13 protein-coding genes are annotated in these 13008 nt (G+C 65.8%); 2 read left to right on the forward strand and 11 right to left on the reverse strand.

The genetic code is table 11. The annotated features are described in order from the left end of the window. Positions 1-4 precede the first annotated feature (4 nt). Entirely contained in the window at positions 5-460 is a 456-nt protein-coding gene (locus ACVMDN_RS08460; protein WP_057017555.1) for a MarR family winged helix-turn-helix transcriptional regulator, read from the forward strand. 191 nt (positions 461-651) lie between these two features. Here ACVMDN_RS08460 and ACVMDN_RS08465 read toward each other — a convergent pair whose 3' ends face one another. The 3 genes from ACVMDN_RS08465 to ACVMDN_RS08475 all read right to left on the reverse strand — a co-directional run bounded on the left by ACVMDN_RS08465 (position 652) and on the right by ACVMDN_RS08475 (position 4408). Continuing rightward, entirely contained in the window at positions 652-1320 is a 669-nt protein-coding gene (locus ACVMDN_RS08465; RefSeq protein ID WP_168857885.1) for a hypothetical protein, read from the reverse strand. Between the two features lie 103 nt (positions 1321-1423). After that, positions 1424-2824, reverse strand: a complete 1401-nt coding sequence (locus ACVMDN_RS08470) for a selenium-binding protein SBP56-related protein (protein WP_168857886.1) — start codon at positions 2822-2824, stop codon at positions 1424-1426. A 387-nt stretch (positions 2825-3211) separates the two neighbouring features. Next, complete coding sequence (locus ACVMDN_RS08475; RefSeq protein WP_076827077.1) at positions 3212-4408, reverse strand: amidohydrolase family protein; 1197 nt, start codon at positions 4406-4408, stop codon at positions 3212-3214. Positions 4409-4554: 146 nt separating this feature from the next. Here ACVMDN_RS08475 and ACVMDN_RS08480 point away from each other — a divergent pair, with 146 nt between their 5' ends. After that, complete coding sequence (locus ACVMDN_RS08480) at positions 4555-5328, forward strand: ferredoxin--NADP reductase (protein ID WP_168857887.1); 774 nt, start codon at positions 4555-4557, stop codon at positions 5326-5328. Between the two features lie 120 nt (positions 5329-5448). Here the strand turns inward: ACVMDN_RS08480 and soxA are convergent, their stop codons facing one another. The 8 genes from soxA to ACVMDN_RS08520 form a co-directional block, all read right to left on the reverse strand. Continuing rightward, entirely contained in the window at positions 5449-6222 is a 774-nt protein-coding gene (gene soxA, locus ACVMDN_RS08485; protein ID WP_168857888.1) for a sulfur oxidation c-type cytochrome SoxA, read from the reverse strand. Further along, positions 6219-6539 (reverse strand): thiosulfate oxidation carrier complex protein SoxZ, encoded by a 321-nt coding sequence (gene soxZ, locus ACVMDN_RS08490; protein ID WP_168857889.1) that lies wholly within the window; start codon positions 6537-6539, stop codon positions 6219-6221. The genes soxA and soxZ overlap by 4 nt, the downstream gene beginning before the upstream one ends. Continuing rightward, entirely contained in the window at positions 6539-7003 is a 465-nt protein-coding gene (locus tag ACVMDN_RS08495) for a SoxY-related AACIE arm protein (RefSeq protein WP_076827069.1), read from the reverse strand. The genes soxZ and ACVMDN_RS08495 overlap by 1 nt, the downstream gene beginning before the upstream one ends. 13 nt (positions 7004-7016) lie before the next feature. Continuing rightward, a complete protein-coding gene (soxX, locus tag ACVMDN_RS08500; RefSeq protein WP_168857914.1) occupies positions 7017-7445 on the reverse strand; it encodes a sulfur oxidation c-type cytochrome SoxX in 429 nt (142 codons plus the stop codon). A gap of 13 nt (positions 7446-7458) precedes the next feature. After that, the gene (locus ACVMDN_RS08505; RefSeq protein WP_253587485.1) at positions 7459-8730 is read right to left on the reverse strand and encodes an NAD(P)/FAD-dependent oxidoreductase; all 1272 of its coding nucleotides are present in this window, start codon (positions 8728-8730) and stop codon (positions 7459-7461) included. 58 nt (positions 8731-8788) lie between these two features. Next, complete coding sequence (locus ACVMDN_RS08510) at positions 8789-10975, reverse strand: xanthine dehydrogenase family protein molybdopterin-binding subunit (protein ID WP_168857891.1); 2187 nt, start codon at positions 10973-10975, stop codon at positions 8789-8791. A 10-nt stretch (positions 10976-10985) separates the two neighbouring features. Then, positions 10986-11435, reverse strand: a complete 450-nt coding sequence (locus tag ACVMDN_RS08515) for a (2Fe-2S)-binding protein (RefSeq protein WP_016846497.1) — start codon at positions 11433-11435, stop codon at positions 10986-10988. Between the two features lie 153 nt (positions 11436-11588). Continuing rightward, positions 11589-12986, reverse strand: coding sequence for an MFS transporter (locus tag ACVMDN_RS08520; protein WP_168857892.1), 1398 nt, complete (start codon positions 12984-12986; stop codon positions 11589-11591). Between the last annotated feature and the right edge of the window lie 22 nt (positions 12987-13008).

Consider the following 13008-nt stretch of genomic DNA (forward strand, 5'->3'; position numbering starts at 1 on the left):
GACAATGGCGAGGAGTGCGGCACCGAAGCGAAACGGGAAGGCGACCAAGCCGGGATACGTGCTGGACGAGCAGATCGGCTTCATCCTGCGCCAGGTGTCGCAGCGCCACGCCGTGATCTTCGCCCGCGAGATCGGCATCAATCTGACGCCGACGCAGTGGGCAGCGCTGTCGAAGCTGTCGGAGGTCGGCGCCTGCTCGCAGAACCAGCTCGGGCGGCTGACCTCGATGGACGTTGCGACCATCAAGGGCGTGATCGATCGCCTGACCGCGCGCGGCCTGACCGAGACCTCGCCCGATCCCGACGACGGCCGCCGCCTGCTGGTGAGCCTGACGCGCGCCGGCCAGCAAATGGCCGACAAGGCCGCGCCCAATGCGCTCGTGATCTCCAGGGAAACGCTGGCGCCGCTGGACGCCAAGGAGCGCGAGACGCTGATCGCGCTGCTCGGCAGGCTGCGGTGACATTATCTATCCCCGTCACCCTGAGGAGCCGCGCGCAGCGTGGCGTCTCGAAGGGTCGACGGCCCCGACTTCTGCCGTGGGCTGTTCACCCTTCGAGGCACGCTTGCGCGTGCACCTCAGGGTGACGGGTCGCCGCTACTGCTTCGTGCGATCTCCAGCGTCTTACCTACGGGCAGGGTGCCGCGCCCGCACTACGTCGCAAGAGCAAGCGCCAGCGCGACGACACCCACCAGCACCAGGCTGAGCGCCCAAACCGTGTCCAGGTTGAACCAGCTCCGGGATACGAATTTGAGGCCGAGATAGCGGTAGACCAGCCACGCCAGGCATCCGCCGGCGGCGATCATCGCGCCGGCATGGACGATCGAGACCAGTACGGCCATCGTGAGGCTGGTGTCGATCAGGCTGTTGGCGGCCGCATGGCCTTGGTCGGCTTCAGCCTCGCGGCACAGCCCCAGATAGATTGGCACCAGCATCAGCGCCGCGCCATGCGCGATCGCCACGGCGAACGACCACAAAGCGAGTTGCGTCGGCGGTATCCGCGCCAGGGCGCGCGGATGGCGTCGGTCGATCAGCCGATAGACGCCGAACAGGATGACGAGCAGGCTCGCGCCGATCCGGATCGTGCGCTGCCATTCGACGAGCGTGATCAGCAGCGCGAACGGAAGGATCACCAGCAACATCGCCAGCAAATGACCCATCGCGAGCGGGCCAAGCGCGGTCACCAGCGCGCGCGAACTCCTCTGCATTAACCCCGCAGAAACCGCGAGCGGCCAGCCCATGCCCGGGTTGATCCCGTGGTAGAGGCCGCTCGCGATGACCGCCAGCCACAGCCAGGCCGGAGTCCAGTCGGCGGGGCTCACGTCAGGGCCTTTTCCGTTCCGATCGAATCGGAACGGGCTCTGGATTCTTGCTTTGACGCGTTTCTTTTCACGCGAACCGGTACCCACTTCGCTCGCGAACGCCCTAGACCGACGGATAGCAGAACGAGTCGGTGGAGCAGTCACCGCCATCGAGCCGGATCTGGTGCGCCCGGTAGCCGTCGGGGAAGCTGACCCAGTAGTCCTTCGCCAGCTCGAGGCCTCCGCCCGGGCTTGCGTTCGCCATCACCTCGGCGCCGGGAATGCCTTGCGGATAGAACTGGTTGTCCCAGGTCGAGTAGAGCGAATTGGTCCAGTACACCCGCTTGCCGTCGCGGCTGATCTCGACCATCTGCGGCCCGCCGGCAAAAGCCTGTCCGTTCGGATGAGGCGCACGATGAACGATGCCGCCGATGCGGACCGATCCGGCGAGCTTCGGCTTGCGCGGATCGCTGACGTCGTATTGGCGCATCTCGCCGGTGCCCCAGCAGGCGACGTAGAGAAACTTGTCATCCATCGACAAGTCGATATCGGTCACCAGCGGAGGTACGGCGCCGAAACCCTGCAGCAACGGCGGCAACTGGTCTTTCGATGCAGGCTCGGGCGGGATCGTCACCGTCTTCTCGATGTGAAACTTGCCGCCCTCGCGCCACCAGGTCCAGATCGAACCCTCAAGGTTCGTGGTATCGACCACTACGCCAACGAAGCCGTGTTCGCGAACCGGATCGTGCGCCGGACGCACCTCCAGCGCCATCTGATGATTGGCGCCGAGGTCGATGGTCTGGACATTGCGTCGGGCGCGCAGGTCCCAGAAATGCAGCCGATGGCCGTATTTGTTCGACAGCAGGTCTTCCGGCACGATGCCGTTCTCGAACTGCGGCGGCAAGGCCCACTCGCTGCTCACCATGTAGTCGCGCGGCAGATTCCACCAGAAGTCATAATGCTTGGTCTGCGGCCCACGATCGATCTCCCACCGGCCGAGCACCTCGAATGTCTCGCAGTCCATGATGAAGATGCCGGGCGGGCCGTCGGTGCCGTCCTTGCCGCTCCCGCCGAGCGTGCTGACATAGATGCCTTCCGGCCCGCAGTGGATGGTGTGCGGTCGCGAATAGCCGGTCTTCTTGAAGATTTCCTCCGGCTCGATGATCTTGTGGATCTTGGCTTGCGTCGGGTCCGGCTTGGTGTCGACGATATAGATCCGGGAGGATCGCATGCCGGGGATGATGAGATAGCGACGTTCGAGGAAGGCGTGTCCTGCCAGCGGGGACAGCGCCGACGAGCAGGCGTTCCAGCCGAAATGGTGGAACTCGTCGCCCTTGTTGGGCATCGTCACCGTATGGACGATCTTGCTGTAGGTTGGGGAGCCGGGCTTGACGTCGATCACCGCGAGTGCGTCCGGCTTCGAGAAATCCGGACTGAGCAGCACGGTGTAGGCAAAGCTCTCGGCCGGCGCTTCCATCGCGAGCTTCGGCGAGGCGTGGAACGTAGGATCTGGCCTCATCGTCATCGGCTGCCTCCTGATTGTGTGATGTGGATCGACACGGCACGGCGGCATGCAGCAGCAAGAACTTAAATCCGGATCGAAAAATGCCTCTTGCGAGTGCTGCCGGCTAAGGTTCGCTTGCGGGCAGACTACACCTCAACGGTGACAGCTGAAAACAAGGTTCGGTGACGGCGCCGGCGCGGCAAAGCCGCGCGCCGCCGGGCGCGCGATCTGGCAGCCCGCTCAAGGGGTTGAGCAACCGATCCAGCACATCAGCCTGAGAGCAAGTGAATGTATGACTGACGAGTGGCACCAAACGCTCAGCGCCGTCCCGGCCTTCGCCCGGGGCGACACCGGATATGTTGCACCGCTGTTCACCCCGTCACCTCCGCGCAACGGCTTTGGTGCACGTCACTTCGCCACCACCTCCGGCACCTTGCCCGCGGGCGGCGTGTTGCGGCTGCGCTGGGTGCGGACGATGCCGTCGATGATGGTCATGCCGATGCCCGGGAGATCGCCAAGCTGAACGCTCTCCAGGATGTTCTTGCCCGGCGAATGCTGTGCCTTGTCCATCAGCACGAAATCGGCCGAGCGGCCGACCTCGATCAGACCGCAATCGAGCTCGCGCATCCGCGCGGTGTTGCCGGTCGCCAGGCAGAACGCCAGCTCGGCCGGGAGCTCGCCGAGCGAGGACAAGAGCGAGACCATCCGCAAGATGCCGAGCGGCTGCACGCCGGAGCCGGCGGGCGCGTCGGTGCCGAGGATGACGCGGTGCAAATCGCCCATCTCGCGCGCGGTGCGCAGCGTGAACAGCGCCGAGCGCTCATTGCCGTTATGCACCAGCTCGAGCCCGCGCTTGCAGCCCTCGCAGATGCAGCGGATCTGGTCGTCGGGCAGGGCGGTGTGGCCGCCATTGATATGGCCGACCACGTCGGTGTCGGCCTCCAGCACCACGTCCTTGTCGATCAGGCCGGAGCCCGGGATCGACGGGCCGCCGGTGTGGATCGTGCTCTGAATGCCGTATTTGCGCGCCCAGCCGACCATTTTGCGCGCGGTCGGTCCGTCCTTGACGCCGCCGAGCCCGACCTCGCCGAGCAGCTTGACGCCGGCGGCGGCCATCTCCTTGAAGTCGTCCTCCACCATCTCGCATTCGATCACGGGCGCGCCGGCATGCACCTTCACGCCGCCCGGACGCAGCGTCCAGAACGCGCGTTGCGCGAAGATCGCCATCGCCTTCAGCCCGACGACGTCGCGCGGCCGCCCGGGCATGTGCACTTCGCCGGCGGAGATCATGGTGGTGACGCCGCCATGCAGATAGCTGTCGATCCAGTTGATCTGGTTCTGCCGCGGCGTCCAGTCGCCGGCGACGGGGTGGACGTGGCTGTCGATCAGGCCGGGCGCGACCGTCGTGCCATTGGCATCGACGATGGTGGTGGCGCCTTCGGTGTCGACATCCTTGAGGCGGCCGATCGCAGTGATCTTGCCGTTCTCGGCGACGATGGTGTCGGCATCCAGGATCGGCTTTTCCAGGGCCCCCGACAGCAATAGCCCGATATTGCGGATCACCAGCTTGCTCGGACCGGTCGCCTGGGGTGCATCGTGCGCCATGGTTTTTCCTTTAGGTTCAACGCCTTCGCCGGCCATTGTGCCCGTGGCTTGACGGCCGGATCAAGCTGGATTATTCATTTGTATACGAACGATCGTGTACAAATGATTTTGCCGCCAATCCGGCCCGCGCGTCAAGGAAACTGACGATGAGCAATTTCAACCAGGAAAGCGTCCTCAGCGTTCACCACTGGACCGACACGCTGTTCTCCTTCAAGACCACGCGCAACCCGTCGTTCCGCTTCCGCAACGGCGAGTTCACCATGATTGGGCTCAAGGTCGGCGAGAAGCCGCTGCTGCGGGCCTACAGCGTCGCCAGCGCGAATTACGAGGACACGCTGGAGTTCTTCTCGATCAAGGTTCCGGACGGCCCGCTGACCTCACGCCTCCAGCACCTCAAGGAAGGCGACGAGATCATCGTCAGCCGCAAGGCGACCGGCACGCTGGTCATCGACAACCTCGAGGATGGTCGCAACCTCTATCTGGTCGGCACCGGCACCGGCCTCGCGCCGTTCCTCAGCGTGATCAAGGATCCCGAGACCTACGACCGGTTCGAGAAGGTCGTGCTGCTGCACGGCTGCCGCCGCGTCAAGGAGCTCGCCTATGGCGAGATGATCACCGAGAAGCTGCCGCAGGACGAACTGATCGGCGAATTGGTACGCGACCAGCTGATCTACTACCCGACCGTGACGCGCGATCCGTTCCATAACCGCGGCCGCATCACCGACCTCATCACCTCGGGCAAGCTGTTCACCGACATCGGCCTGCCGGCGCTCGATGCCGCGCATGACCGCGTCATGATCTGCGGCTCGCCGGCGCTGGTCGCCGACACCCGCACGCTGCTGAACGGCCGCGGCTTCGTCGAAGGCAATCACGGCGAATCCGCGCAATTCGTGGTCGAGAAGGCGTTCGCCGAGCGCTGAAGCCCGCACATTTCGCCGTCATTGCAAGCGAAGCGAAGCAATCCATTGCTACCCAGCGCGCGGAGGGATGAATTGCTTCGTCGCTCCGCTCCTCGCAATGACGCGGATGGAGCTGTGTAGTCAAGGCCTGACCGCCGGCGTCTCGACCGGCATGCCACGCGCCCGCGTCATCAGATAGAGCTCGAGCTCGACCAGCTCGGGCGAGCCGTAATCATAAGCCTGCGCGCGGATACCGGTGATGCAGGCGCGCAGCCGCCGCTGCAACGATCCGAGCGCCTGCCATTCCAGCCGGTACAGCGGATAGCCGGTCGGCTGCCCTTGCGTGATCGCGCTGCCCGCGAGCTTCTTGTCCCAGTTATCATCGTGGCAGTTGGTGCAGCCGAGATTGAGCTGGCCCTGCCGCTGCATGAACAGCGCGTGGCCCTGTTCGACGAACGGCGCGAGCTCCGGATCGTCGTCGGCCACAATCGGCATGCCGCGCGATTGCCGTGCGACATAGGCGGTCAGCGCCAGCAGCTCGCGGCTTTCATAGGCGAAAGGCGAGGCCTGCTGGTGATTGCTCTGGCAGAGGTTGATCCGTCCCTCGAGGTCGACCGGCTTGCCTAGCGCCTTGTCGAAGGCCGGATAGTGCGCCGCGACGCCATTCATGCTGACGCGGGCGTCGTTGTGGCAGTCGGCGCAGGCCTTGTTTGCGGTACCGGCCTTGCGCGTCCACAAGGCCTCGCCGTCGAGCACGGACAGCATGCCGGGATTGGCGGTGTCCTCGTCCTGCATCGCCTTGCTGTCGGCGCTCATGAAGCTGTAGCCGGAGCGGCGTTCGGATCGCGGGATCTCGGTCGCGAGCGCGGCGCCCGCCATCGCCGTCAGCAGCGCGATGCAGACCGCAATCCTCATTCGACCGTGATCGAAGCCTGCGCGGTCTCCGAAAACCCTTTGTCGCCGATCCATTCGAATTCGAACTTGCCGCTCTCGGTCACCGTGGTGAAGAAGGTGATGAACGGATTGGCCGCGATCGCAGGATAAAGATCGGCGCGGAACACTTCCTTGCCGTTGAAGCGGCAAGTGAAGCTCGTGATGATGTCGCGCGACACCACGCTGCCCGAGGCCGTGTGGCGGTAGCCGGTCTCCATGATGTGCGACATCAGCGTCTTGATCTCGATGACGCTGCCGCGCTTGGCCTTGGCCGGGACATTGATCAGGGCCGACGGCATCAGATCGCCTCCTCGGTGCAGGCAGCGAGCGTCACCACGACGTCGGCGGTTGCAGACCAGAACGTGTCGTCGGACAGCCGCGCGATGGCGGTGACCTTCTGGCTGTCAGCGAGGCGGATGCGGGTTGACACCTGGGCGCGCCCGGCGCGCGGCCCGAGATGGAAATTGCCGATGTTCGGCTGCGGGTTCTTCTCGTTGAAGACGTGGATGCTCTTCACATACTCGTCCGCCGTCATCGGGCTGGTGACGCTGACCGTCATCGGCACCGTGTTGCCGTTCTCGACCAGCGGCGGAATGTCGAGCTTGACCTTGCCGGTGTGCACATCGGCCTCGCCGACGACATTGCGGATCGCGGCCGACAGCATCGCCGGCGTCGCGTCCACGGGGCGCACGATCACCAGCGCGGCGGCGCCGCCAGTCAGGCTCAGAAACGTCCGGCGTGTGGTGTGGTCCGAATTCGCCATCGATTGATTGGTCCTAGTTCCGCAGTGTCGTCAAGTAAGCCACGAGATCCTCGATCTGCTCCGCCGACAGGATCGGCTTGCCGCGCCAAGAGGTGCCGACCCGCACGAGCCCTTCGACCCGATAGTAGGACGGCATGATCGTCGCCGCGTTGAGATGCGACGCATCGACCAGGCGGAGCCGCAACTGTCCTTCCGACCAGCGGCTGCCGCTTCCGGCAAGGTTCGGCGCGAGGTCGCCCTGGAACGCCTGCTCGGGAAATGGGCCGCTGTGACAGAGGATGCAAGTGGAGGAACGCTCGACGATCAGGGCGCGGCCGCGCGCCACATCGCCCCTGGTTCCCGTCAGCGAGGCCGGAATCGCATCGCCCACGACGGTGTAATTCCGCAGCTCCTCGGCGCCGACGGGCCAGCAGGCCGCGAACAGTCCCGCGGCGAGAAGCATTGTGAGGGCGAGCCTAGCCAAAGGCATCTCCCGTGATCCTCTTGAACCAGTCGAGCGCCTGATCGGCCTCGCGCTGGCGCAGTTCGCGCGGCGCATCGACCGGGCTCGTGGTGACCTCCGCTTCGGCGTACTGATCTTCCTTCGGCTGATAGATGCCCTTCAGCGAGAAGGCGTAGCCCGGCGCGACCGTGTTGTAGCAGGCACCATCCAGCCGCGGCGTCTCCGGCGCCTTGCCGGCAAGCGCGCTCACGATCGCGGCCGCGCAGGCGCGGCCTTGCGCTGCCGCCGCGGAGGCGGATTTCGGGATGCCGCCGGCGATCGCGGCATCACCGATGACGTGGATGTTGGGCACGAGCTTTGAAGCAAATGTGACGGGATCGATCGGGCACCAGCCGGTGTGGTCGGCGGCGCCGGCGATGTCAGCGATGCGGCCGGCCCTTTGCGGCGGGATCACATTGGCGACCGCGGCGGTGTAGTTGCCGAAGTCGGTGACGATCTCGTTGGTCGCCGGATCGACCGACGTCACCCGTCCGCCCTGCGACAGCGCGATCCGTTCGATCATGCCGGGATAGAGCTCCGTCCAGGCCTTCTCGAACAGCTTCTGCTGCGAGTAATTGTCCTTGGCGTCGAGCACCAGGATCTTCGACTTCGGCTTGTTCGCCTTCAGATAATGCGCGATCAGGCTGGCGCGCTCGTAAGGCGCGGGCGGACAGCGCAGCGGCGCAGCCGGCACCGCGATCACGACGAGGCCGCCATCGTCCATGGCTTCAAGCTGCTTGCGCAACAGCATGGTTTGCTCGCCGGCCTTCCAGGCGTGCGGCATCTTCTCGGCCGCTGCCTCGTCATAGCCGGAGAGGGCGTCGAAGCGCATGTCGATGCCGGGGGCCAGCACCAGCCGGTCATAGGACAGCGTTGTCCCATCAGCGAGCGCGATGCTGCGCGCCTGCGCGTCGACCTTCGTCGCCGCCTGTGCGGCAATCGTGATGCCGTCGGCCCCAACCTTGTCATAGGTGAATTGCTGCGCGGCAAGCTCGCGCAGACCTGCAATCACCTCGTTGCTGAAGGGGCAGGCGGTGAAAGTCCTGTTCGGCTCGATCAGCGTAACCTGAAGCTTGGTGTCGAGCCGCCGCAGCGCCCGCGCGCAGGCCGCGCCGCCGAAGCCGCCGCCGATCACCGCGATGCGCGGCGCCGCCTGCGCCAACGCCGGACGCGCCAAGGCGGCCGCTGCGACGGCAGCGGCGCCACGGATCACATCCCTGCGCGTCTGATGACGCGTGACGGCCATGCACGAGAATCCGAAAAAAGGAGGCGGCGGCCGGTCGGGGCCGCCGCTTCCGGTTTGATCAGGCGAAGCTGATGTTCTGGTTGCGCAGCGGGAAGCTGCGGATGCGCTTTCCCGTCGCGGCGAAATAGGCGTTGAGCACCGCCGGCGCCGCAACGCCGATGGTCGGCTCGCCGACGCCGCCCCAGAATCCGCCGCTCGGCACCATCACCGATTCCACCTTCGGCATCTCGTTGATGCGCATCGAGTTGTAGGTGTCGAAATTGGTCTGCTCGATGCGGCCGTCCTTCACGGTGCAGCCGCCGTAGAACAGCGCGCTGAGGCCGTAGACGAAGGAGCCCGCGATCTGCCGCTCGACTTGCGCCGGGTTGACGACATAGCCGGGATCGGTGGAGGCGACGATGCGATGCACCTTGATCTTGCTGCCGTCGGTCACCGAGATCTCGGCGGCGCCGGCAACATAGCTGCCATAGCCCATTACCTGCGCGATGCCGCGATAGACGCCCTGCGGCGCCGGCGTGCCCCAGCCGATCTTCTCGGCCACGGCGTTGAGCACGGCGAGATGCTTGGGGTGCTTGCCCATCAGCTTGCGGCGGAATTCGAGCGGGTCCTGCCCGACCGCCAGCGCCAGCTCGTCCATGAAGCATTCCATGTAGATCGCGTTGTGATTGACGTTGACGCCGCGCCAGAAGCCCGGTGGAACGTGCGGGTTGCGCATCGAATGCTCGACCAGCAGGTTAGGCACCGAATAGCCGATCGCGGCCTCGCCGGCTTGCGCGACGCCCTGGAACGCGGCGGGGTCCATGCCGTTCTGCAGCGCTTCCGGGCGCACCGAGAACAGGATGGATTGACCCGACAGCCGGTAGTGCAGCGCGACCAGGTTGTTGTCGGCATCGAACGCACCGGTCAGCTTGCACTGCGTGATCGGGTGATACTTGCCGTGCTGCATGTCCTCTTCGCGCGACCACAGCAGCTTGATCGGCGTGCCCGGCATCTGCTTGGCGATCGCCACCGCCTGCCGCACATAGTCGGTCATGCCGCGCCGGCCGAAGCCGCCGCCGAGCATCAGCTTGTGCACGTCGACCTTCTCCGCCGGCACGCCGGAGGCCTCCAGCGCCGCCGCGAACGCCGCCTCGCCATTCTGCGTGCCGCACCAGACCTCGCATTTGTCAGGCGTGTAGAGCACGGTGGCGTTCATCGGCTCCATCGTGGCGTGGTTCTGGTAGGGATAGCTGTAGATCGCCTCGACCTTCTTGGCAGCGCCGGCGATCGCCGCCTTGGCGTCGCCATTCTGGTTGCCAATGTAGGCCGGCTGCGCATTGTCGAGACCTTCGGCGAGCCACGTCGCGATCGTCTCGCTGGAGACCTTGGCGTTGGGGCCTTCGTCCCAGACAATCGGCAACGCATCCAGCGCGGTCTTGGCGTGCCACCAGGTGTCGGCGACGACGGCAACGGCGCTGTCGCCGACCTGCACCACCTTCTTGACGCCCTTCATGCCAGCGACCTTGGCCTCGTCAAAGCTCTTCACCTTGCCGCCGAACACCGGGCAATCCTTGATCGCGGCGTTCAGCATGCCCGGCAGCTTGACGTCGATGCCGTAGACCATCTTGCCGGTGGTCTTGTCGACGGTGTCGAGCCGCTTCAGGCCCTTGCCGGCGATGGTCCAGTCCTTCGGGTCCTTCAGCTTGACGTCGGCCGGCGGCTCGAGCTTGGCCGCGGCTTCCGCGACCTTGCCGTAGGTCGTCGTCTTGCCCGAGGGCGTGTGGGTGATGACGCTGTTGACGGCCTTGCATTCCGAGGCCGGCACCTTCCACTCGTTGGCTGCCGCCTGGATCAGCATAACGCGCGCGGTGGCGCCGCCCTTGCGGACATAATCCTGCGAGGTGCGGATGCCGCGGCTGCCACCGGTCGAGAAGTCGCCCCAGGCGCGCTTGCGGGCGACGCTCTGGCCGGGCGTCGGATATTCTGTCGTGACCTTCGACCAGTCGCATTCCAGTTCTTCGGCGACGAGCTGGGCGAGGCCGGTGAGCGTGCCCTGGCCCATTTCGGAGCGGGCGATGCGGATCACCACGGTGTCGTCGGGCCGGATCACGACCCAGGCGTTGACTTCAGGCGCGCCGTCGGCCGCGCGCACCACGGCGGGGCCGCCGAACGGCAGGTCGAGGCCGAGCGCGAGGCCGGCGCCGGCGGTTGCGGTGCCGATCACAAAGGCGCGGCGATTCAGTTTTGGCATGACGTGCTGGTTCATCGCTGCGTCCTTATGCGTTCGCGGCAGCATGGATCGCCTCGCGCACCTGCTGGAAGGTGCCGCAGCGGCAGATATTGGTGATGGCGTCGTTGATGTCGTCGTCGGTCGGCTTCGGATTGTCCTTCAAGAGCGCCGCGACGGCCATGATCATGCCGCTCTGGCAATAGCCGCATTGCGGCACGTCGCTGGCGATCCAGGCGAGCTGCACCTTGTGCATCACGCCGCCCGCCGCGAGACCCTCGATCGTGGTGATTTCCTTGCCGGCCGCTTCGCTCACCGTGACGCCGCAGGAGCGCATCGCGACGCCGTCGATATGCACGGTGCAGGCGCCGCATTGGGCGATGCCGCAGCCGTATTTGGTCCCCGTCAGTCCGACGTTCTCTCTGATAGCCCACAACAGTGGCGTATCGTCCTCGACGTCTACAGTGATTGTCTTGCCGTTAATTTTGAGGTTTGCCATCGCGATCCCCTGAATGGTCCGATCCTCCGACCGGACTGCAGCGCGATGTTGGCCTTGAAACTGGAACGGTTCAAATCAAGAAAATGCGCTCGCAGCGCGAAAGAAAGTTAATGCTGTGGTGTTTGGCCGCGGACTGTGCGCGCCGCATACCTGTCATGACTTTTGCGGTGAAGCGACCGCCAAACGCAGGAAGCTCATGACGCTGCCGAGCGCGGCGAATCCGGCACCCAGCGCCAGCGCCACGGTGGCGCCCTCGCGGTCGGCCAGCGCGAAGCAGAGCGCGGCGAGGGCGGCGCCGCTGGTCTGCCCGGTCAGCCGCGCGGTCGCGACGATGCCGCTGGCGCTGCCGCTGCGATGCGACGGCGCGCTCGACATGATCGCCTTCATGTTCGGGGTCTGGAAGAAACCGAAGCCGATGCCGCAGATCATCGTGCGCCAGACGATGTTGGCGACGCTGGGCTCGGTCGGCAGGGTCGCGAGCAGCACCATGCCAAGTCCGAGCAGCAGCATGCCGATGCCGCCGAGGATGCCGGCCGGATAGCGGTCCGACAGCCGGCCGCCGATCGGCGCCATGAAGGCGACCACCAGCGGCCAGGGCGTCATGAAGAAGCCGGTCTCGACCTGCGAGCGGTGCAATATGTCCTCGAAGTAGAACGGCAGCGATACGAAGGCGAGGCCCTGCACAGCGAATGAGCAGACGGCGGTCGCGGCCGACAGCGCGAAGATCGGCCGCCGGAACAGGTCGATCGGCAGCATCGGCGCCGGATGGTCGGCATGCCGCCGGGTCAGGATCCATCCGAACAGGACGGCGCCGACAAGCTCGGCGATGACAAGCGCCGGCGCGGCCTTGTGCGCGGCGCTGCCGATGCCGATGATGAAGAGGCCGAGACAGGCGCAGGCCAGCGCCGCGCCGGCGAAATCGAAGGCGTGGGTGGCGCGCGGCGTCGTCGGCAGCGTCTTCATGCCGATCAGCAACGCGACGACGCCGAACGGAATATTGACGGCGAACAGCCAGGGCCATGGGCCGAGCGCGAGGATTCCGGAGGCGATGGTCGGCCCCAGCGTGAAGGCGGTCGCGACCACGAGCGCATTGTGGCCGAAGCCGCGGCCGTGCATCCGGCTCGGATAGACGAAGCGCACCAGCGCTGTGTTGACGCTCATCAGGCCGCTGGCGCCGAGCCCCTGCAAGGTGCGCGCAACCAGCAGACTCGGCAGCGACCACGCCAGGGCACAGCCGAGTGACGCCAATGTGAACAGCAGCAGGCCGCCGAGATAGATTCGCTGGTGGCCGACGATCTCGCCGAGCGCGCCGAGCGGCAGCAGCGTCGCGACCAGCGCGATCTGATAGACGTTGACGACCCAGACCACTTCCGCAGGGCTGACATGCAGATCGCTCGCAATCGCCGGCAGCGCGATATTGGCGATCGCGGTATCGAGCGAGGCCATCGCCAGCGCCGTGAAGATCGCGGCCACCGCCCAGCGGCGGCGTTCCCAAGGCAACCCATCGGTGATCGGCGCCGTTGCCGCGGTGGTCGGGGTCTTCTCGAGCATGCCTGAAATGTCTCCGCGACCG

This window comes from Bradyrhizobium sp. USDA 4510 (assembly GCF_054059095.1).

Bases quoted from the DNA above. Each gene is read 5' to 3' on its own strand.
- ACVMDN_RS08510 (WP_168857891.1), bottom strand. From the start codon at position 10,975: ATGAACCAGCACGTCATGCCAAAACTGAATCGCCGCGCCTTTGTGATC.
- ACVMDN_RS08470 (WP_168857886.1), bottom strand. From the start codon at position 2,824: ATGACGATGAGGCCAGATCCTACGTTCCACGCCTCGCCGAAGCTCGCG.
- soxA (WP_168857888.1), bottom strand. From the start codon at position 6,222: ATGAGGATTGCGGTCTGCATCGCGCTGCTGACGGCGATGGCGGGCGCC.
- soxX (WP_168857914.1), bottom strand. From the start codon at position 7,445: ATGCTTCTCGCCGCGGGACTGTTCGCGGCCTGCTGGCCCGTCGGCGCC.
- ACVMDN_RS08480 (WP_168857887.1), top strand. From the start codon at position 4,555: ATGAGCAATTTCAACCAGGAAAGCGTCCTCAGCGTTCACCACTGGACC.
- ACVMDN_RS08495 (WP_076827069.1), bottom strand. From the start codon at position 7,003: ATGGCGAATTCGGACCACACCACACGCCGGACGTTTCTGAGCCTGACT.
- ACVMDN_RS08475 (WP_076827077.1), bottom strand. From the start codon at position 4,408: ATGGCGCACGATGCACCCCAGGCGACCGGTCCGAGCAAGCTGGTGATC.
- ACVMDN_RS08520 (WP_168857892.1), bottom strand. From the start codon at position 12,986: ATGCTCGAGAAGACCCCGACCACCGCGGCAACGGCGCCGATCACCGAT.
- ACVMDN_RS08460 (WP_057017555.1), top strand. From the start codon at position 5: ATGGCGAGGAGTGCGGCACCGAAGCGAAACGGGAAGGCGACCAAGCCG.
- ACVMDN_RS08515 (WP_016846497.1), bottom strand. From the start codon at position 11,435: ATGGCAAACCTCAAAATTAACGGCAAGACAATCACTGTAGACGTCGAG.
- soxZ (WP_168857889.1), bottom strand. From the start codon at position 6,539: ATGCCGTCGGCCCTGATCAATGTCCCGGCCAAGGCCAAGCGCGGCAGC.
- ACVMDN_RS08505 (WP_253587485.1), bottom strand. From the start codon at position 8,730: ATGGCCGTCACGCGTCATCAGACGCGCAGGGATGTGATCCGTGGCGCC.